The 23,810-nt window shown below is 48.4% G+C and carries 5 protein-coding genes; 4 read left to right on the top strand and 1 reads right to left on the bottom strand.

Annotated elements, in window-relative coordinates; genetic code table 11:
* The first annotated feature begins 15 nt into the window (after nt 1–15).
* The 4 genes from R7F67_RS16890 to R7F67_RS16875 all read left to right on the top strand — a co-directional run bounded on the left by R7F67_RS16890 (nt 16) and on the right by R7F67_RS16875 (nt 22,953).
* Nucleotides 16–19,266, top strand: coding sequence for a tandem-95 repeat protein (locus R7F67_RS16890; RefSeq protein WP_318057281.1), 19,251 nt, complete (start codon nt 16–18; stop codon nt 19,264–19,266).
* Nucleotides 19,267–19,698: 432 nt separating this feature from the next.
* Complete coding sequence (locus tag R7F67_RS16885; protein ID WP_033906832.1) at nt 19,699–20,052, top strand: hypothetical protein; 354 nt, start codon at nt 19,699–19,701, stop codon at nt 20,050–20,052.
* A gap of 121 nt (nt 20,053–20,173) precedes the next feature.
* Nucleotides 20,174–22,174, top strand: coding sequence for a methyl-accepting chemotaxis protein (locus tag R7F67_RS16880; RefSeq protein ID WP_053303759.1), 2,001 nt, complete (start codon nt 20,174–20,176; stop codon nt 22,172–22,174).
* A gap of 299 nt (nt 22,175–22,473) precedes the next feature.
* Nucleotides 22,474–22,953, top strand: coding sequence for a Dps family protein (locus tag R7F67_RS16875; protein WP_005388254.1), 480 nt, complete (start codon nt 22,474–22,476; stop codon nt 22,951–22,953).
* 108 nt (nt 22,954–23,061) lie between these two features.
* Here R7F67_RS16875 and R7F67_RS16870 read toward each other — a convergent pair whose 3' ends face one another.
* Nucleotides 23,062–23,676 (bottom strand): HAD family hydrolase, encoded by a 615-nt coding sequence (locus tag R7F67_RS16870; protein WP_005375585.1) that lies wholly within the window; start codon nt 23,674–23,676, stop codon nt 23,062–23,064.
* Nucleotides 23,677–23,810 lie beyond the last annotated feature (134 nt).

Raw genomic sequence — 23,810 nt, 5'->3', positions numbered from 1 at the left:
GCAACGGAGGCTGTAATGGCAGGCGACACTAATCAAGAAAAAGACAATGAAAAGCTTAACGATGCGGTAGAGCAAACAGAAACGAAGGATACGGGGACAAAGGAAGAAAAACAGCAGTCGACCGTCTCTTCGACTGTAGCGACCGGTGCTGAAAGTGCAGATGCTGTTGATGAAGCCAATCGTGCGATGGAAGAAAATCCTAGTGGCGCGGGTACGGAAGAAGAAGCAGTGAGCTCGGGTGGCGCAGTTCAAGAAGAGGATACTGAAAGTAGCAGCGACTCTGACGCTGCACAATCCAATGTTGTTGATAGTGTAGCTTCTAGCGGAGAATCAGGTGACGAGGCTCTGGGCAGCGGTGGTTCGGATTCTGGGGCGGGTGCCCAAGCGGTCGGTGGTGGTGATGCCTCTGGCTCTGAAGGTGGTTCGGACGCAGAAGGCAATGAAGCGCAAGGACAAGCGGTACAAACTTCATCTGCGCCAAGTGCTTCTTCAGACTCTGAAGGTTCTCAAGGTGGTGACGAGCTAGATTCAGAAACCACTGAAGAGAGCTTCGCGGTGGATGTACAAGACACCAGCGAAGAAACCACGACGCAAGTAGAAGACGATTTCGACTCCGAAACTACGAGCGAGACGTTCCAAATTAAAGTCGAAGGTGAAAATGACGCGCCAGAAGTAGGGCAAGATCTGGCATACATCATGGATGAAGATGGCACTATTACCTTCACTCAAGAACAACTTCTCGGGTACGCGAGTGATGTTGATGGCGATGATCTTGCCGCATTTAACGTGCAAGTGGGTGCTAATGCATCCGTTGTGGATAATGGTGATGGCACTTATACCGTCACACCTGAAGCTGATTTTAATGGTGAACTCGACTTAACGTTTGATATCAGTGATGGTCAAGAAACCATTTCTAGTTCGATTGATTTAACTGTTCGTCCAATCAATGACGCACCAGTGCCTGAAGATAAAACCTTTGAGATTGAAGAGGATGGCACTCTGATCTTCACCGATGCTGACCTGCTTGCTGGCGCAACGGATATTGAAGGCGATAACCTCACAGTTGAAGGTGTAAGTTACGATGGTGGCGACGGCATCCTGACCGATAACGGTAATGGGACTTACACTTTCGCGCCAAATGAAAACTTCAATGGCGATGTGAACTTCAGCTTTGATGTGTCCGACGGTACAGATACGGTTTCTGCCAACATTGATGTAAGCGTCACACCAGTCGATGATGCGCCAGTGTCTGGCAATCTTGCTTACTCGGTGGACGAAGATGGCTCGATTCGTTTGAGCCAAGAGCAGTTGTTGTCGCAAGCTTCCGATGTGGAAGGCGATGCACTGACGGCTTCTAACCTTTCGGTAGATGGCAATGCGACGGTGACTCAAAATGACGATGGTAGCTTCACCATCACGCCGGACGCAGATTTCAACGGTGATATCGACATCAGCTTCGATATTTCCGATGGCACGAACACCGTTCAAGCAACCGCTGATCTAACCGTTAACCCAATCAACGATTTGCCGGTTCCTCAAGACCAGCAGTTCAGCGTGGAAGAAGATGGCACGCTGATCTTTACGGACGCAGACCTGCTTACTGGCGCAACGGATATTGAAGGCGATAACCTAACAGTTGAAGGTGTGAGCTACGACGGTAGCGATGGCATCCTGACCGACAACGGCAATGGGACTTACACTTTTGCGCCAAATGAAAATTTCAATGGTGATGTGAACTTCAGCTTTGATGTATCCGATGGCACAGATACGGTTTCTGCCAACATTGATGTAAGCGTCACACCAGTCGATGATGCGCCAGTGTCTGGCAATCTTGCTTACTCGGTGGACGAAGATGGCTCGATTCGTTTGAGCCAAGAGCAGTTGTTGTCGCAAGCTTCCGATGTGGAAGGCGATGCACTGACGGCTTCTAACCTTTCGGTAGATGGCAACGCGACGGTGACTCAAAATGACGATGGTAGCTTCACCATCACGCCGGACGCAGATTTCAACGGTGATATCGACATTAGCTTTGATATCTCAGATGGCACGAATACCGTTCAAGCAACCGCTGACCTAACCGTTAATCCAATCAACGATCTGCCTGTTCCTCAAGATCAACAATTCAGTGTGGAAGAGGACGGCACACTGCAATTTACTGATGCGGATCTGCTTGCAGGTGCTACCGACATTGAAGGCGATGACCTTTCTGTAACGGGAATCAGCTATGAAGGCACCGACGGCGTTCTAACTGACAATGGCGATGGCACGTATAGCTTTGCGCCAAATGAGAACTTCAACGGTGATTTAAACTTCAGCTTCGACGTGTCTGATGGCACAGATACAGTTTCAGCGAATGTAGATGTGAGCGTTACGCCGGTGAATGATCCTCCGGTGGCTGGTTCAACGTCTTACACGGTTCACGAAGATAACTCTATTACCATTTCTGACGCGCAACTGTTGGCAAACTCTTCGGATTTAGAAGGGGATGTCTCGATTGATAGCTTGAGCTACTTTGGCAGCGATGGTGTGTTGCAAATCAATGGAGACGGTACGTACACCTTCTCTCCAAATGAAAACTTTAATGGTGAAGTGACGCTTGATGTTGTCGTCGCTGATGAAGAAGGCTCAACGGATGTCACCACTGCTGGCATTACGGTGCTGGAAGTGAATGATCCACCAGTCGCAGGACCAACTTCTTACACCATTGATGAAGATTCTGTTCTGACCTTTAGTGAGTCGCAAGTGCTGCTGAATGCCTCTGATGTGGAAGGCGACGTAGAGCTTGTTGGTATTAGATACGATGGTCCGGATGGCATTTTCACCGTTAACGATGATGGTACGTGCAGCTTCGCGCCAAACGAGAACTTTAACGGACAAGTTCAACTTGATGTGACCATTCGAGATGAGGATGGGGCAGAAGTTGATACCGTCATCAATGTGAATGTATTGCCAATCAATGATGCGCCAGTATCGGGTGATTTGGCTTACAGCGTTGATGAAGACGGTGCGATTACACTCAGCCAAGAGCAGCTTCTTTCTCAAGCGTCTGATATTGAGGGCGATGACCTGACTGCTAGCGATTTGACTGTCGATGGAAACGCAACCGTTACAGCGAACGATGATGGCAGCTTCACGATTACGCCAGATGCGGACTTTAATGGTGACATTGATATCCAATTCAACATTACGGACGGCACAGACACTATCCAAGCAACGGCGGATCTAACGGTTAATCCGGTTAACGATCTTCCTGTTCCTCAAGACCAGCAGTTTAGTGTTGAAGAAGACGGCACGCTTCAGTTTACTGACGCAGACTTGCTTGCTGGCGCGACCGACATCGATGGCGATAACTTAACGGTTGATGGCATTAGCTACACAGGCAGCGATGGTGTGCTGACTGACCACGGTGATGGTACTTACACCTTTGCACCAAACGAAAACTTCAACGGTGATGTCAGCTTTAGCTTTGGTGTTTCTGACGGCACTGAGACCGTACCAGCAAATGTGGACGTGAGCGTCACTCCAGTCAATGATCCTCCGGTTGCGGGTGCAACGTCTTACATGGTTGATGAAGACAACGCGATTACCATTTCTGACGAGCAGCTTCTGGCTAACTCTTCGGATGTGGAAGGCGCAGTGTCCATCGATAGCGTGACCTATTCAGGCACCGATGGCGTATTCCAAGACAACGGTGACGGCACTTACACCTTCATGCCGAATGAGAACTTCAGCGGTGATATCAGCCTTGATGTGATTGTGGCGGATGAGCAAGGTGCGATTGACGAAACGACCGCAGGCATTACGGTCATTGAAGTGAATGACCCTCCAGTTGCCGGTCCAACGTCTTACTCGATTGATGAAGATTCAGTACTGACATTCAGTGAGTCACAAATTCTTGCCAACGCATCTGATATCGAGGGCGATGTAGAGCTTGTTGGTATCAGCTATGAAGGCTCGGATGGTATCTTTACCGTCAATGGCGATGGTACTTGTAGCTTTGCGCCAAACGAGAACTTCAATGGTCAAGTTCAGTTGGATGTGACCATTCAAGATGAGAATGGGGCAACCGTTGATACGCACATCAATGTCGATGTCTTACCAATCAACGATCCACCAGTATCGGGTGATTTGGCTTACACTATCAACGAAGACAGCTCAATCACGTTAAGCCAAGAGCAGTTGCTTGCCAAAGCGGGCGATATTGATAGCGAGAACCTTGAAGCTATCAATCTATCGACAGATGACAACGCGACGATTCAATACAACGATGATGGCAGCTACACCATCACTCCGGATGAAAACTACGATGGCGACCTAGATCTGACCTTCGATATCATTGATAACGATGGCGGCTCGGTACAAGTTGGTCTGGATATTACGGTTAATCCTGTGAATGACTTGCCACAAGCGCAAGATCAACAGTTCACGGTAGAAGAAGACGGCACCTTGCTGTTCACGGATGCAGACCTATTGGAAGGCGCATCGGATATTGACGGCGATGATCTGTCTATCGAAAATGTTCTCTACACAGGTGCGGACGGCGTGCTTACCGATAATGGTGATGGCACTTACAGCTTCGCGCCGAATGAGAACTTCAACGGTGATGTTCAGTTCACATTCGATGTGTCTGACGGCACAGGTTCAACACCTGCATTTATTAATGTCAGCGTGACACCAGTGAACGATCCACCTGTGGCAGGTTCTACGTCTTACACGGTTCAAGAAGACGGTCAAATCACCATTAGTGACGAGCAATTGTTAGCTAACTCTTCTGATGTGGAAGGCGATGTAGCCTTGGCGAATGTTAGCTACTCTGGTAACGACGGTAGCTTCGTGGACAATGGCGACGGCACATATACCTTCACGCCAAATGAGAACTTTGACGGTAACATTTCGCTCGACGTTACAGTTATCGACCAAGATGGTGCAACGGATACAACAACCGCAGGCATCGATGTTATCGCGGTGAACGACGCACCAGAAACGTCAGGCATTCAAGCTGAGGTGGATGAAGATAGCGCCATCACCATTACACAAGAACAGTTGCTTGCGAATGCGACAGACATTGAAGGTGATGACCTTGTTGCCAGCAATCTACAAACCAATGACCCGGATGCGACGATCGTAGCCAACGATGATGGTTCATTCACGATTACGCATACGGAAAACTTCAATGGTGAGTTGGACTTCACTTACAACATAAGCGATGGCGAAAATGATGTTCTGACCACGTTGGATCTGACCGTTAATCCTGTCAACGATGCGCCAGAAGCGGGCGACGAGATCTTTATTCAAGCAGAAGAAGACCAAACAGTGGGTGTTTCTCTACGTGAAGAGCCTGCGTTACGTCTCGACCAAGCCCCTGAAAACGGCATCATTGAAGCAAATCTAAATGACGAATGGGTACAGCTAGAAGTCGGGCAGGAGGTGCCTGCAGACACGGAAGTGCGCTTCATTCCAAACGATGATGCATTGGCAAACGGTACGCATACGAGTCAAATTGGTACCTTTGATGACAACGCTAGCCTCGATGATTGGGGTACAGCTGTTGACCCTTACACACGTGAGTTTGTTGATGGTGATTTGAAAGTTACCGTTCAAAGTAATGATGACCCACTCGGTGCGTGGAATGGTAAAACACACATCGGTCACGGTATTGGCGATATTGACCGCCAAGGCTTGAGCGGTGATGAAAAACTGACTGTGACCGTTGAAGGCCAAGACATCAACGAAATCAGCTTCCACCTAGATGGTCTAGGCGGCTGGTTTATGGAAGAGTCTCGCCACTTTACGGAAGTCGAAATTCGCGCCTTTAACTCTGATGGTGACTTGATCGACTCGATGACTTACCACAAAGAAGATCGTGGTAGCTATGAGACGGATTACACCCTAACGGTGAACGAACCGGTATCTTACTTTGAGCTAGGTACGATTCAAGGTAACGGTACTTACGTGGTTCAAAACATGACGGTTTCGCAAACTTGTCATGATGAAGCGGTGTTCACATCTATTGGCGTGGACGGCACGGAAATCACGGAAACGGTAGAACTGAATATCCGTGAAGGTGACAGTGAAATCGAACTGACGGCTGATCTGCCAAATGTGACCATCGATACCGAAGGTTCTACGCAGTTTGCCTCTGTGGTTATCACTGAAGAGCAGCTTCTCGCACAAGCGAGTGATATCGATAGTGACGTTCTTGATATTCAAAACCTAGAGCTGGTGGGGGATAACGCGGAGCACGCTACGTTAACCGACAACGGCGATGGCACATGGACAGTCACACCGGATGAGAACTTCTATGGTGAGATTGAGCTTGGTTACCAAGTTACGGATGGTGAACTCACCGACGACAACATCATCAACATCAACTTCGAAGCAGTAAACGATGCGCCAATCGTTTCTGGTCCGATTGTGTTGTCGACTGATGAGGATGTAGGCATTACGTTTAGCGCGGATGATTTGCTTGCCAATGCAAGTGACGTGGAAGGCGATGCGCTGTCTATCTCTGATATCTCTTACAGCGGTGACAACGGTGAGCTTGTCGACAATGGCGACGGCACTTACACCTTTATGCCGAATGAAAACTTCAATGGTGAAGTCGACATCGATTACAAAGTCTTCGATGGCACCGATGAAGTCGATACCCATCTAGATCTGACCGTTATTCCAGTCAACGATGTGCCAGTTCCTGGTGCGCCGCTGCATACTCAAATGCTAGAAAACGGCACGATCATCATCGAAGCAAAAGACCTACTATCAGGTGCGACCGATGTGGATGGCGACATTCTGCATATCGAGAATCTACTGCTTGTTGACCAGTCACAAGGTACGTTGACAGACAACGGCGACAACACCTTTACCTTCGAGCCAACTTCGAACTTCTACGGTGAAGTGAACTTGACCTTCGACATCAGCGATGGTCAAGCAAGTGCACCAAGCACTGCGAAGATCGATGTTGAGATCGTCAACGAAGGTCCAGAGGTCAGCGGTCCAGTTGATGCGGTCGTTGATGAAGATGGCTCAATTACCATCACTCAAGAAGACTTGTTAGCGAACGCGACGGACGTGGATGGTGACAACCTTGAAGCGGTGAACCTGTCGACCAACGATCCTAATGCAACCATCGTTGAGAACGCTGATGGTAGCTTCACGATTACACCGAGCGAAAACTTCTTTGGTGAAATCGAATTTACTTATGACGTAACTGACGCGATTGAAACCGTCGCTGCGGATCTAAACCTCACCGTTAACCCAGTGAACGACCTGCCAGATGTACCTGATTTGTCCTTCACCACAGAAGACGGCGAAGCCATCACGATTACTGAAGCAGAGCTGCTGGCTCAAGCGACGGACATCGAAGGCGATGACTTATCTGTTGTGAACGTGACGAGCTTAAGCGATACGGTTCAAGTGACAGACAATGGCGATGGCACCTACACGTTAACGCCAGAGCAGGGCTTCTTTGGTAATGTTGACCTCACGTTTGATGTGAGTGATGGCACCGATGTGGTGGCGGCAAACATCGACTTGAAAGTTGAGTTCGTCAACGACGCACCAGAAGCAGCGCCAATCGTGGCAGACGTGGACGAGGATGGCTCTATTCTCGTGACACAAGAAATGCTGCTTGAAAATGCCAGCGATCAAGATGGTGATGACCTATACGCAACGGCACTAGAAACCAATGATCCTAATGCCTCTATCGTGGATAACGGCGACGGCACCTTTACCGTTACGCCTTCACAGAACTTCAACGGAGACATCGAGTTTACTTATGAAGTGAGCGACGGTGAATTGAGTGTTGCCAATGAAATGACATTGACGGTGAACCCAGTCAATGACATTCCAATTGTTGCGCCTGGCATGTACCACATTGAAGAGGATGGCAGCATCCTGTTCACGCAAGAAGATCTGCTAAGTGGCGCGATTGATATTGATGGTGATGACCTCACTGTTACGAGCATTAACTACTCGGGTGATGAAGGTACTGTAACGGACAACGGTGACGGTACATTTAGCTTCGTACCAGAAGAGCACTTCAGTGGTGACTTACAGTTCAGCTTTACGGTTTCTGACGGTACGGATGAAGTTGAGCAAGACATTAATGTCCATATCGAAGCCGTGGCAGATGCGCCAGACCTAGTCATCACTGATGGCGATGGTCGAAATGTGGATGATCAAGCAATCTTGGTTGAGCCAGGCGGTATTGTTGAAGTGAACATCGCCGCAGCATTGGTTGACCAAGACTTGTCAGAAACGCTGACTGTGACCGTTGATGGCGTTCCAGAAGGTTCGGTGATCAGCTACGACAACGAAGGGGTACTTAACGATCAAGACAACGGTATCACCAGTTTTAACGATACTGAAATCACGGTTACCTTTGAAGGTGAAACCGCGGGTTACCAAAACGCAGCTGGCTATTACAAAGTTGATGAAGACGGCAATATCACGGGCGTTGAAGTGGTGTACGAAAACGCCTCTCAAGTTGGCGGAGGCGGTGACCTCATTCCGGGACAAGATCAGTTCAGCTTCCAAATCTCGGAAGGGGAAAGCTTCAACCTATTCTTGATTCCTAACGGTCATAACTTCAATGACTTTGCGTCCATGCAAGATGGTCAGTATGAGTTCCGTGCGGCAGATGGCTCTCCTGCGAACATGGATACGGTCGACCCACAACTCGTGTTTGTGGGTGCTGATGGTTCTGAAACCGTGATTCAAAGCCAATTTGGTGATGCAGTCTTCCATGGCGGCACAAGCTCAGAGCTCAACCAAGATGGCATTGAACATACTCGAACTACTGTGAACGAAGACGGTGAACTGGTTTACGGCTTTGAAGATCTCTACGGTGGCGGCGATGCCGATTATAGTGACTTCAACTTCACCATTGATGTAGGTGAAGTGAACAGCCAGATCTACAGCGGTGAAGTAACAGTCGGTCCAGATGGTTCTGTAACGCTTCCAACCACAGCAATTGAACAAGAGCTACAGATTCAATTGCCAGAAGACTTTAACCAACAGCTAGAAATCAATGTAACGGCAACGGCGACAGAGCTATCAAATAATGATTCTGAAACCGTTTCTCAAACCATCTACGTCAATGCAACGGGTGCTCACATTGAACATACGCCTGAAGCATTGCCTGTTTCTGCTGTGGTTGAAGAAGATGGTTCAATCCTAATCACGCAAGAAGATTTGCTCGCTAATGCGCGTGACTTGGATGGAGACCAACTGACAGCACTGAACTTGGCAACGGATGATGAAAACATCACCATCACAGACAATGGTGACGGTACTTACACCTTAACGCCAGATGCGGACTTTAATGGTGACATCACCTTTACGTTCGATGTGTCTGACGGCGATGATGTTGTCTCAACCAACCTTGAGTTATTGGTGTCACCAGTTAACGATGCGCCTGAACCACAAGATCAAGCGTTCACCATTGGTGAAGATGGTGTGCTGACCTTTACTGATGCGGATCTCCTAACAGGCGCTACCGATATTGAAGGGGATGACTTATCTGTTGAGGGCGTCACTTACACAGGCGCGGACGGTGTTCTTACTGACAATGGTGATGGCACATATAGCTTCGCACCAAACGAGAACTTTAATGGCGACGTGAACTTCACTTTCGATGTTTCCGATGGCACGGATACCGTGACGGCGAATATCGACGTAAGCGTGACGCCGGAGAACGATCCACCGGTTGCAGGCAGCACGGCTTACACCGTTCATGAAGACAATTCGATTACCATTAGTAACGAACAGCTGTTGGCTAACTCGTCTGATATAGAAGGCGAAGTGGCGATTGATAGCGTGAGCTACAGCGGTAACGATGGTGTGTTAGAAATCAACGGTGATGGTACTTACACCTTCTCACCAAACGAGAACTTCAGCGGCGAGGTGAGCCTAGATGTTGTCGTTGTCGATGAAGATGGTGCAACGGACTCTACCACTGCTGGCATTACTGTGATTGAGGTAAATGACCCACCAATCGCAGGTCCTACCGCATACACTATCGATGAAGACCAAGTCCTAACGTTTAGTGAATCGCAAGTGCTACTGAATGCTTCGGATGTTGAAGGGGATGTTGAGCTAGTTGGCATCAGCTACGACGGTCCAGATGGCATCTTCTCAGTAAACGGCGATGGTACTTGTAGCTTTGCACCGAATCAAAACTTCAATGGTCAAGTGCAGTTGGATGTGACCATTCGTGATGAAGACGGCGCAGAGGTCGATACTTACATCACAGTCGATGTTTTACCAATCAATGATGCACCAATTTCGGGTAACTTGGCGTACAGCGTCGACGAAGACAACTCAATCACACTGAGCCAAGAGCAGCTACTTGCTCAAGCATCGGATGTAGAAGGTGATGCGCTGACTGCGTCTAACCTAGTGGTTGACGGTGATGCAACGGTTACGGCAAACGACGATGGTAGCTTCACTATCACGCCAGATGCGAACTTTAATGGCGACATTGATATCACGTTCGATATCAACGACGGCAGCGACACTATTGTTGCAACGGCGGACCTAACCGTTAACCCAGTTAATGATTTGCCGCAGCCACAAGATCAAGCGTTCACCATTGGTGAAGATGGTGTGTTGACCTTCACTGATCAAGACCTGTTGGATGGTGCAACGGACATCGATGGCGATGACCTATCGGTAGAAGGTGTCACTTACACAGGCGCAGATGGTGTCCTAACTGACAATGGAGATGGTACCTATAGCTTCGCACCGAATGAGAACTTCAATGGCGACGTGAACTTTACCTTCGATGTTTCCGATGGCACGGACACCGTGACCGCGAATATCGATGTGAGTGTGACGCCAGAGAACGATCCACCGGTTGCGGGCAGCACGGCTTACACCGTTCATGAAGACAATTCGATTACCATTAGTAACGAACAGCTGTTGGCTAACTCGTCTGATATAGAAGGCGAAGTGGCGATTGATAGCGTGAGCTACAGCGGCACAGATGGTGTGTTCCAAGACAATGGTGACGGTACGTACACCTTCTCGCCAAACGAGAACTTCAATGGTGAAGTGAGTCTAGATGTTGTCGTGGTCGATGAAGACGGTGCGACGGATTCAACCACCGCAGGTATCACGGTACTTGAGGTGAACGATCCACCAATCGCAGGCGCGACCAGCTACTCAGTGAACGAAGACGAAGTCATCATTATTAGCTCTGAGCAGTTATTGGTGAACGCTTCTGACGTTGAAGGTGAAGTTGCGATTGATAGCGTCAGCTACAGCGGTTCCGACGGTATCTTTACTGACAACGGTGACGGCACATTCAGCTTCGCACCAAACGCCAACTTTGATGGCGATGTGAGCCTAGATGTTGTGGTTGTTGATGAAGACGGTGCAACTGCGGCAACTAACGCAAACATCGATGTATTGCCAATCAACGATGCGCCAGTATCGGGCAACTTGGCTTACAGTGTCGATGAAGACAATTCAATTACGCTTAGCCAAGAGCAGCTTCTTGCTCAAGCATCGGATGTAGAAGGCGACGCGCTAACCGCGACTAACCTAGTGGTTGACGGTGATGCAACGGTCACGGCAAACGACGATGGTAGCTTCACTATCACGCCAGATGCGAATTTCAATGGCGACATTGATATCACGTTCGACATCAACGACGGCACCGACGCTATTGTTGCAACAGCTGACCTGACGGTTAATCCAGTTAACGACCTACCACAGCCAGAAGATCAAGCGTTCACCATTGGTGAAGATGGCGTCTTGTTGTTCACTGATGAAGATCTGCTTGATGGCGCAACAGATATCGATGGCGATGACCTATCGGTTGAAGGCGTGAGCTACACAGGCGCTGATGGTGTTCTAACCGACAATGGTGATGGCACTTACAGCTTCGCGCCAAACGAGAACTTCAATGGCGACGTAAACTTTACCTTCGATGTTTCTGACGGTACGGATACCGTGACCGCAAATATCGACGTAAGCGTGACGCCAGAGAACGATCCACCGGTTGCGGGCAGCACGTCTTACACGGTGCATGAAGATAATTCGATCACCATCAGTAACGAACAACTATTGGCTAACTCATCTGACGTAGAAGGCGAAGTAGCAATCGACAGCGTGAGCTACAGTGGCGCAGATGGCGTGTTCCAAGACAATGGTGATGGTACTTACACCTTCTCGCCAAACGAGAACTTCAATGGTGAAGTGAGCCTTGACGTTGTGGTTGTCGATGAAGACGGTGCGACGGATTCAACCACCGCAGGTATTACGGTACTTGAGGTGAACGACCCACCAATCGCAGGCGCGACCAGCTACTCCGTTAACGAAGATGAAGTCATCACCATTAGCTCTGAGCAGCTATTGGCGAATGCTTCTGATGTTGAAGGTGAGGTGGCGATTGATAGCGTCAGCTACAGCGGCTCCGACGGTATCTTTACTGACAACGGCGATGGCACATTCAGCTTCGCACCAAACGAAAACTTCAACGGTGATGTCAGCCTAGATGTTGTCGTGACCGATGAAGATGGCGCAACTGCGACAACCAACGCGAACATTGATGTATTGCCAGTCAATGATGCTCCGGTATCAGGTGATTTGGCTTACAGCGTGGATGAAGATGGTTCTATCACTCTCAGCCAAGAGCAACTTCTTGCACAAGCAGGCGACGTGGATGGTGATGACCTAACTGCATCCAACCTGACTGTTGACGGCAATGCGACCGTTGTTGCAAACGATGACGGCAGCTTCACAATCACACCGGATGCAGACTTCAATGGCGACATTGATCTGAGCTTCGACATTACGGACGGCGATGCGACCATTCAAGCGACTGCCGATCTGACTGTGAACCCAGTGAACGACCTACCAACGGTTGGTCAGCCACAGTTTGTTACGCAAGAAGACACCAGCTTCACCTTCACCGAAGAGCAATTGCTGCAAAATGCAGGTGATATCGATGGTGATAACCTAACCGTAGAAAACGTTGCTTCTGACAGTGGTACGTTAGTCGATAACGGTGACGGCACGTACACCTTCGCGCCAAACGAAAACTTCGATGGCAACGTGAACGTGACGTTTGACGTCAACGATGGCACTGCAACGGTTCCTGCTGAAGCGAACATTGATGTTCAATCTGTGGTTGATATGCCAGAGCTTTCGATTGCTTCGGACTTGGTGATTGCGTCTGATAACTTCGAGTCTGGCTCGAACGGTTGGAACGCGAACACTGAAAGCTCTCAAGGCTTCGAAACGGGCGATATGCTGGGTCGTATTGGTGGCACTGGCGGTGATGAAGCGGTCAGCAAAACCTACGAGATCCCAAGCGATGTCAATGAAGTGAATATCTCATTTAGCTTCTACGAAATCGATTCTTGGGATGGCGAGTCGTTCCAAATCTTTGTCGGCGGCGAACAACTAACCACCTTGGAAAACTCCGCGTTCCGTACTCAAGATGGTACGACAACGCTTTACGACTCAGATGGTAATGAAGTGGGTGAAGTGATCCACGGAGCCTCTCAACGTGAAGGCTTCAGTGGTTGGAACGACCAAGCTCACCAAATCAATCTGACGGTTCCTGTCGAGGATGGTGAACTTCAACTCGGCTTCGGTTCAACCTTGAATCAAGACGTTTGGGATGAATCGTTTGGTATCGACAATATCGAAATCACGGTAGCGGACGCGGATTACCAAATCATTGGTACCGAAGATACACCAGTGCCGCTTGATATCGATGCAGCATTGACCGATACCGATGGTTCAGAAAACCTCGCTATCTTGATTGAAGATGTGCCAGAAGGCAGCTCGCTATCAGCGGGTGTTGATAATGGTGATGGTACTTGGTCACTACAACCAGGCGAGCTAGAAGGGCTAGAGTTTATTCCTTCTGCAGACTTCAATGGCGATGTGACGCTAACCGTGAATGCAACCTCTACGGATGTGGATACAGGTACAACGGCGACAGCGACGCAAGATGTGACGATTCATATCTCGCCAACCAATGATGCACCAGAAGTGACGGGTGATATCAGCGCAGTCACTGCCGAAGACAACAGCATCACGCTGACTCAAGAGCAGTTACTGGAGCACGCTGTTGATATCGATGGCGATGACTTAAGTGCAATCAACCTGAGCACCAATGATGAAAATGCAACGGTTGAAATGAACGAGGATGGTAGCTTCACCATTACTCTGAGCGAGAACTTCTACGGTGACATTGAGTTTAGTTACGATGTCACAGATGGCGAAGAGGTGGTTGCTGCTGGTCTCGACCTAACGGTAACGCCAGTCAATGACGCGCCAGAGCCACAAGATCAAGCGTTCACCGTGGGTGAGGACGGTCTTCTTACCTTTACAGATGCAGACCTGTTAACAGGCGCAACGGATGTAGAAGGTGACAACCTAACAGTTGAAGGCGTGACTTACACTGGCGCGGACGGTGTCCTAACCGACAATGGTGATGGCACGTACAGCTTCGCACCAAACGAAAACTTCAATGGCGACGTGAACTTCACCTTTGATGTTTCTGATGGCACGGATACCGTGACCGCAAATATCGATGTAAGCGTGACGCCAGAGAACGATCCACCGGTGGCAGGCAGCACGTCTTACACTGTGCATGAAGACAACTCGATCACCATCAGTGATGAGCAACTACTGGCTAATTCGTCTGATATCGAGGGTGATGTTGCGATCAGTAGCGTGAGTTACAGCGGTAACGACGGTGTGCTAGAAATTAATGGCGATGGTACTTACACCTTCTCACCAAACGAAAACTTTACAGGCGATGTTAGCCTAGATGTTGTCGTGGTTGACGAGGACGGCGCGGTTGATACAACAACAGCGGGTATTACGGTACTTGAGGTGAACGATCCACCAATCGCAGGCGCGACCAGCTACTCAGTTAATGAAGACGAAGTTATCACCATTAGCTCTGAGCAGCTATTGGCGAATGCTTCCGATATTGAAGGTGAGGTAGCACTAGATAGCGTGAGCTACAGTGGCAGCGAAGGTATCTTTACCGACAATGGTGATGGTACGTTTAGCTTTGCACCAAACCAAAACTTCAATGGTGAAGTGAATCTTGATGTTGTAGTCGTGGACGAAGATGGTGCGACCGCATCGACGACGGCAAACATTGATGTTCTGCCAATCAATGATGCTCCAGTATCGGGTGGCTTGGCTTACAGCGTCGATGAAGACAACTCAATCACGCTAAGCCAAGAACAATTGTTGGTACAAGCAACGGATGTAGAAGGTGATGCACTAACTGCATCTAACCTAGTGGTTGACGGTGATGCGACGGTTACGGCTAATGACGATGGTAGCTTTACTATCACGCCTGACGCGAACTTCAATGGCGACATTGATATCACGTTCGATATCAATGATGGCAGCGATACTATCGTTGCAACGGCTGACCTAACGGTTAACCCAGTCAATGACTTGCCGCAGCCGGAAGATCAAGCGTTCACAGTGGGTGAGGACGGTCTTCTTACCTTCACAGACGCAGACTTGTTAACAGGCGCGACGGATGTAGAAGGTGACAACCTAACTGTTGAAGGCGTGACTTACACAGGTGCTGACGGTGTCCTAACTGACAATGGTGATGGCACATACAGCTTCGCGCCAAACGAAAACTTCAATGGCGACGTGAACTTTACCTTCGATGTTTCTGATGGCACGGATACCGTGACCGCAAATATTGACGTAAGCGTGACGCCAGAGAACGATCCACCAGTAGCAGGCAGCACGTCTTACACGGTGCATGAAGATAATTCGATCACCATCAGTAACGAACAACTATTGGCTAACTCATCTGACGTCGAAGGCGAAGTAGCAATCGACAGCGTCAGCTACAGCGGCGTAGATGGCGTGTTCCAAGACAACGGTGACGGTACTTACACCTTCTCGCCAAACGAGAACTTCAATGGTGAAGTGAGCCTAGATGTTGTTGTGGTAGATGAAGACGGTGCGACGGATTCAACCACCGCGGGTATTACGGTACTTGAGGTGAACGATCCACCAATCGCAGGTGCGACAAGTTACTCTGTCAATGAAGACGAAGTTATTATCTTCACGGAAGAGCAACTGCTAGCGCAATCAAGCGATGTGGAAGGTGGCGTAAGCCTAGAAAGCGTCTCTTACAGTGGTAGCGACGGCATTCTAACGGCGAATGACGATGGCACTTACAGCTTCGCGCCAAATGAAAACTTCAACGGTGGCGTAAGTCTCGATGTAGTCGTCGCTGATGAAGACGGTGCAACTGCGACAACCAACGCGAACATTGATGTATTGCCAGTCAACGATGCTCCGGTATCTGGAGACTTGGCTTACAGCGTCGATGAAGACGGTTCAATCACATTGAGTCAAGAGCAGTTACTGGCTCAAGCGGGTGACGTCGACAGCGATAATCTAGAAGCAGTGAACTTAACCGCGGTAGCCAATGCAACCGTTGTTGAGAACCAAGATGGTAGCTTTACGATTACGCCTGATGCGAACTTCAATGGCGATATCGACCTAAGTTTCGACTTGATTGATAACGATGGTGCGAGCGTGGAAGTGGGCGTTGACCTAACGGTGAACCCAATTAACGATGCGCCGCAATCAACGCCAGTGAATATTGCTGGCACCGAAGATACCACCATTCTTATCACGCAGGACATGTTGCTTGCTAACGCGACAGACATCGACAACACCTACGACGAATTGTCTGCTGTCGACCTAGTGATTGATGAGCAATACGGTGACTTGCTAGACAACGGTGATGGTACTTGGTCATTCACTCCGGCTGAGAACTTCAATGGTGATGTGCCAATGTCGTTCGGCGTCAGCGATGGTGATTTAGTGACGCCGGTTGAAGGCAATCTAAACGTCGAAGCGGTTAACGATGCACCAGAAGCGCCAACCATCCAGATGCAAGGCGAAGAAGATGTGGTCATGGTGATTGACCCAGCTTACATTGCTAATCAAGTTACGGATCTTGATGGTGACGAAATCAGCGTAGAAAGCATCACGATTCGTGCTCCTGCAAACGCGACATTAACCCAGCAACCAGATGGTATGTACCACTTGGTGACCACTCAAGACTTCAATGGTTTGGTGGAACTGGGCTACACCGCGACGGATGGTGAAGAAGTGGTTGAAGGCTCGTTGAATGTGGATGTTATTCCAGTCAACGATGCTCCATTCAATGTGGGTAATGCCTTTATGGCAACCGACGAGGATGGCGCATTCACCTTCGACGCGGGCGACCTGATGAACTTGTTCGGCGATATCGACACTGAAAACCTAGTCGTATCACGCATTATCACCGCAGAAGGTGAAGATGGTGGTGAGGTAACAGACAACGGTGACGGTACTTGGACATTCACACCGACTGGCGATTTTGCAGGGGTTTCTGACTTGCAAGTTGTGGTAAGTGACGGTGAGTTTGAGACGGTACTTGATGTACCAGTGTTTGTTCGCCCTGTTGCCGATGGCGCAGTCATCACAACCGACCATGATGGTCCGTTAGTGTTCGGTGAGGACGAAACGGGTCACCTAGGCTTGAATGTCGGTCTAATCGACGATTCAGAAACGCTAAGTAACCTAGTGATGACTGGTTTCCCTGTTGGCTTCGAAGTTACGGATGGTGTGAACACCATTACCATTACGGAGCCGGGTCAATACATCGACTTGAACGAGTGGGATATTTCAGACCTGCAAATGACGCCTCCGGCTGACTTTAATGGCGAGTTCTTCGTAACCGTGACCGCAACCACGGTGGATTACGGTGACGAGCCAGAAGAGTTCGAAGATGGCATCGATTCAGGTGACTTCGAAACCCTAGCGGGTGAGCCAGTTATCCTAACCGCAGATGACCTAATCGGATTGGCAGAGAATGTGGACGCTGACGCGGGTGATGAAGTGAAATTCGTTCACCTAGCTGATCGCAGCCAAGGTGAGATTGTCGATAACGGTGATGGCACATGGACATTCAATCCAGCACCAGGCTTTACTGGTGAAGCGGATATCGCTTACGTGATTGATAAAGACGGTGTGCTTCATGATGAGCAAACAGGTGTGGTCGTGAAAGAAGACGCACCACAAGAGAATGCTTCTCCAGAGATCGACAGTATTTCTACCACAGAAATGGCAGCGGATGGCACCTTGTCGTTCACCAATGATGACATGCTATCGACCTTGAGCGATGCAGAAGGCGACAGCTTGAGCATTGAGTCAGTGAGCCTAATGGAAGGTCAAGGTGTGATAGAGACCGATAACCAAGGTAACTACCAATTCACACCAGCAGAAGGCTACACCGGAGATGTTCAAGTTGGCTTCATTGCAACTGACGGTGAAAACCGCATTGAGAGCTTCTTTAATGTCGACATCCAAGGTGAAGGTGAAACCACAACCAGCGAAGGCTACGCACTGGCTGATGATGGTTCACTAACACTAACGGAAGCACAGTTGATTGATGAACTTGGCATTAGCCCTTCAGCAGAAGTGTTGGATGTAGCCGATGCAAACGATGCTGGTTTCTTTGCGAAATCAGGTGATGAAGAGTGGACATACTGGCCGAACGATGACTTCGATGGCAATTTGGCTATGGATGTTCAGGTCAACGACAATGGTGAAGTATTGACTCAGAATCTGAGCATCCAAGTTGCGGACGATTCAGCGCAAAGCGACGAGCCACAAATCCAAACTGCTCAAGCATCAGCAGAGCAGCAAGTTGGCGAAGCGCAACAGCCTGAAGAGCAAGCAGCAAACGGTGCAGACAGTGAAGAGGAGAGCGCAGCTGATGTGACTGCAGCACCAGGCGATACTATTTCTATCTCGGTTCCAGATGAGGTCAGTGGTAACGAATCGGTGGATTATGCAGAAATGTCCGGTCTACCTGATGGTGCATCGGTAAGCAACGCACTGGATAATGGCGATGGTAGCTTCACATTAAGTGGCAACCTCAACCAACCAGTATCAGTTGACCTACCAGAAGGTTACGAAGGTACGAGCGAAATCCAATTCCAAGGTTACGACGAATTGGGCAGCGCAGTAGAAGGTGCGAGTGGCACAGTTGAAGTTGAAGTCGATGATCAATACACCATGCAAGGTTCTGCTCAAGATCAGCAACCAGATATGGCGGGTATGGAATCTGGCGGCAGCGACTGGACAAGTGCAGGAGGTCAAGATCAAGGTGTTGACTTCACGGATGACTCTGGCAGCTTCGACTCGGATACTCAAACGGGTACTGACCAAGGCAACGATTTCGATCAAAGCTCAATGTAACCAGTCCTAGACGAGGGCAGTGTCATTGCTGCCCAAACCAAAGCCATGCAGAGCCTACTTTGCATGGCTTTTTTGTTGGGCTTCTTTCTATGAGCTCTAGAAAAAAACTTGGAAATTGAAAAAAGTATTCTTAGCTAGTTTATACCCAAGTAACCTCGAGATGTTAGGTTCAGCGAGAATGGCTTGGTTTGTAGACGCGGCGGCGATTTAAAGGTCTAGTGGGTCTAAATCAAGAATCGACAACAAAGTATACAAACCAAGACAGCTCGCCCTTCGGGAGCGTGTCATTGACTCGGTTTCTGTGTCAAACAACTTGGAAAGAGCTGACTATTACGCTGCGTTGTTTTCCTTGACCCCGAATCAATGACAACGCTCTGAATCCTGCATCTTGAAGTCACTTGGGTATAAGAGTCATTTACAAGGAGGAGCGACATGTACCGTTATGTCAGTTCACCAAAAGCGTCAAAGTACATAGTACCGCCACCACAGCATCGCGAGTTGTCGAGTATCGATGTACCGGAGTCAGAACTTGAGATGCGTGAAATTCTGAACAATTGGTTTGCCGATGGATTGGCGCCCATCATTGAAAATGAGGACAATGACATCTCTGCTAATGAGCAACAGCGCTTTGAGCAGCTCAGTCGCACGGTGGGCGTGTTACTGCGTAATAAAGATTACTACTTCGCCACTAAGCGGATTCTTTCGTTGTGGGAGCAAGACTGCTTAGAAACGACTTACGTTAATTATCTGATTTTACGTAGTGAGCGCATACCATACTTCGAATAAGCCCTATTTATAGGCTTAAAATAGTGGTTTACATGGTTTTCTTAGTAACTTTTGACACCTGTATTTAACATTTTTGTAAACATCGTTATATTTAAGGCTCATCGTTGTCAGGAGTTTATGGATGAACCTTACGATATCAGGGAAGTTGCAGCTCAGTTTTGTGCTGCTAGCCGTACTTTTTATGGCATCAGCGGTATTCACGTATCGCAACGTCACTACCGTAGAGCAATACGCCTCTTCGTTACTTAAATCCGATTTACCGACCGTCGACACCAGTCGCGGTATCCAACAGTCCGTTCAAGCGTCGCTGTCCTCGATTCGAGCCTACATGTTGCTAGGTGGCGATGAAGAGGCGAGCGCACGTCTGAGTGAGGACGTGCGTAATATCATGGCATCTACAGACGAGTCGCTTCCAACGTTGCAGGCGTTGATCTCTGAACAGGATTTTCAAGCGATCCAAAGCCAGTGGGACGCGGTAAAAGTTTCTCTAAACAAGCTGATTGAACTTAGCCACAGTGATGAGAACTTACCCGCACACAACCTCTTTATTAACGAAGCGGCACCCATTGCAGAAGTGGCACTTGACCAGCTTCAAAGCTTAATCAACGAAGAGTCAGGAAACCCATTCGGTGGAGACAGAAAACGTCTGTTCAAAGTTTATGCCGACAGCTATACCTCGCTCGCCAATGCACTGTCTGCACTGCGAGATTTCCTGTTATACGGGCAGCAAGATCACCTAGACAAATACCACGACTTGATTAAATACCACAATCAATCTGTGGCGGAAATCGATAGCAAACTCGACAGACTTACTGATAACGACCAATCTTTGTGGTCACTGTTTAAAGAAATGCAGCAACTGTACTTTCCTTTAGCAGAGCAGGTAATTGCATTGCGTCAATCGCCAGAGTGGAACGAATCAAACTTGTTAATGGCGAATGAACTGTTGCCAGCAGCGGATGCACTAGACCAAAGCTTAGAAACGATCGTATTGGCTCAGCAAAGTCGTGCAGATCAAAGTGGACAGGGCATTAATCAGTCGATCAAAAACGTACTCACCACCATGCTGATTGCCGCGGCATTGGTTTTGTTTGCCGCAGTAGCGATTTCAAAATACATGGGCAACACCATTGGTCGCCGAGTGAAAAACTTATCGGAGCGTGCAAAGACGATCGCTTCAGGGGACGTTTCTCAGCCTCCGTTAACTGTTGTTGGGAAAGATGAATTGGCAGACCTTACCGATTCGATTAACCGCATGAACCAATCGTTAGCGAGCATCGTGGCAGGGGTGAGTGAGAAAGCGCACCAAGTGGATACCAGTATGGGGGCTTTGTTGGAATCGGCGCAAGTCACTTCATCGAATGTAGAACAGCAACAGACCAGCATTGTTGAAATGGGAAGCCAATTGGATGAAATCGCTTTAGCCGCGCGTAACACCCTAGATCAAGCCAACCAATCAGTGCAGAAGCTTTCTGATTCAAAAGGCGAGATTGAACAAGGTCGTGATGCTTTAGAGCAAAACAAAGTCACTATGGAAAGTTTGCACGGCAGCATTGAAACCGCGAGTACGCAGGTGACGCAGTTAAGCAAAGAGAGCGAAGCCATTGGCCGAGTTACAGAGGTGATTGAAGGCTTAGCAGAACAAACTAACTTACTGGCATTGAATGCCGCGATAGAAGCAGCGCGTGCGGGTGACCAAGGACGAGGCTTTGCGGTTGTGGCGGATGAAGTACGTATGTTAGCGACTCGCACTACTCAATCGACGACAGAAATCAACGGTATCATCAATGCGATTCAACGCTCGACCAATTCGGTGGTAGAGGAGATTGAACACAGTCAATCACTTGCGGAGCAGGGCGCTGAGCACATTGAAAAAGCGGTAACTCGTTTGCTTGTTACTACTGAGCAAATAGGTTCCTTGAATGAGCAAATGGCAGAACTTGCAGCAGCGGCAGAGCAGCAATCTCATGCGACCAATTCGATCACTGGATTGATGTCCGGTATTACTCAATCAGTGGATGAAGTTTCGAATAACAGCCAACGTGCATCAGAGACATCATTGCAAGTAAAAGAGCAAGTTACTGAGCTGAATCAACAGATGGCAACTTTCAAAACGGCGTAGATAAGGTTTACATCTTTCATCGACTTTTGAACGTTAACCAAATAGTAAAAAAGCCCCAATCCTTTTTACACAAAAAGGGTTGGGGCTTTTTGTTGGATGATACGCCGATATTCGTCTGCTTGCTCATTGGATTTGGCTATTTAAATCATAGCTAAAACCAAATTCTCTTCGCCGAGCCGGAGTCGTAATATGACTCCATCGGCAGCAAATACTGCAAAAGAATTTTTAAACTTTATACCAATCCCGGTAAGAGAATCGTTCGTTACTACGATTGGTATCATCCTTCTAGGAGCAAGATTATGAACAAACAAGTAAGCCTAATTGGTCTAGACAGCGAACAATCAGCACAACTAGCTCAACAGCTCAATCAACTGTTAGCGCATTACCAAGTGTTGTACATGAACTCTCGCGGTTACCACTGGAACATTAAAGGTGCGCAATTCTTCGAACTGCACGTAAAATTTGAAGAGATCTACACTGATCTACAAACAAAAATCGATGAGCTTGCAGAGCGTATTCTAACTTTGGGTCACACGCCAGCGCACGCATTCAGCAACTACTTGGAAGCAAGTGAAATTAAAGAACATCAAAACGCTACTTCTGGTGAGGAGTGTGTACAAGGTCTGGTTCAAGGCTTTAGCGTTCTGCTTCTAAAACAGCGTGAGATTCTACAAAACGCGGGTGAAGCAGATGACGAAGGTACAGCGGCATTGATGGGTGACTACATCCGTGAGCAAGAAAAATTAATGTGGATGCTTAACGCTTACCTACAAGGCTAAGCAGCGCATCACCCAAGCAATCCTTGGGAACGCATGAAACAATCGGGAATAAGTCATAAGGGGCACGCTGGTGCCCCTTTTTTTGTTTGCGTGTTTTATGTGTGCGCTTTATTTGCGTGGTAAGGATTGGAAATGGCTCAGTAAATCGCTGAGTTCATTAAGCGCCAACGAGGCTGAGTCATTGAAGGTTTCTTGATTCCCATGGTGCACAAGGCAAGAGGGCATCTGCGCGTTATACGCTGCCTGCAAGTCGTAAAGGTAATCGCCGACATAAAGCACTTCATCAGGCATCAAACGCCACTCTTTCGCCAATACCTGCAGAGACAAAGGGTCTGGCTTGGGCGGGAAGCATTCACGAGTGATGACTCGTTCTACTGAGATTTGGTTGTGCTCTAGTTTGCGCTGAGTGGCGATTTGGCAGTTGCGCGTCACGATAGCGGTTTTGATTTCATTTTGATGCAAGTGGGCGAGCAATTCATGGCAGCCAATCATTGGAGCAGACTGCTCAGCATCAGAAATCTCGTAATCAAATATCACGTTATGAGCGTGCTCTCGATGATGAGGATGCTCAAGTGCGTCGACAAAATCCAATAGATCTTCACTCTGCGGACAGCCAAGCTGTTGTCGCAATTCGCCGAAGTTCATATCAGAACTCACCAAGGTGTTGTCCAAATCAAACACCACGGCTTTAATTTTATCGAGCTGTAAAGGGAATGGAATCATAATGACCTCGTACAACTTAACCGAACTATCGTTTTAAAAAACAAAAGGTTATTGTTAAGTTTAGATTCTTCTGCTTAGATTGTACGAAAATAAATCACTAGTACGTCACAAATTAAATAGTCTTAACGATTTTA

Source organism: Vibrio sp. YT-17, assembly GCF_033337375.1.
GTDB classification, from domain to species: domain Bacteria; phylum Pseudomonadota; class Gammaproteobacteria; order Enterobacterales; family Vibrionaceae; genus Vibrio; species Vibrio alginolyticus.
This window is presented reverse-complemented; position numbering and strand designations above follow the sequence as displayed.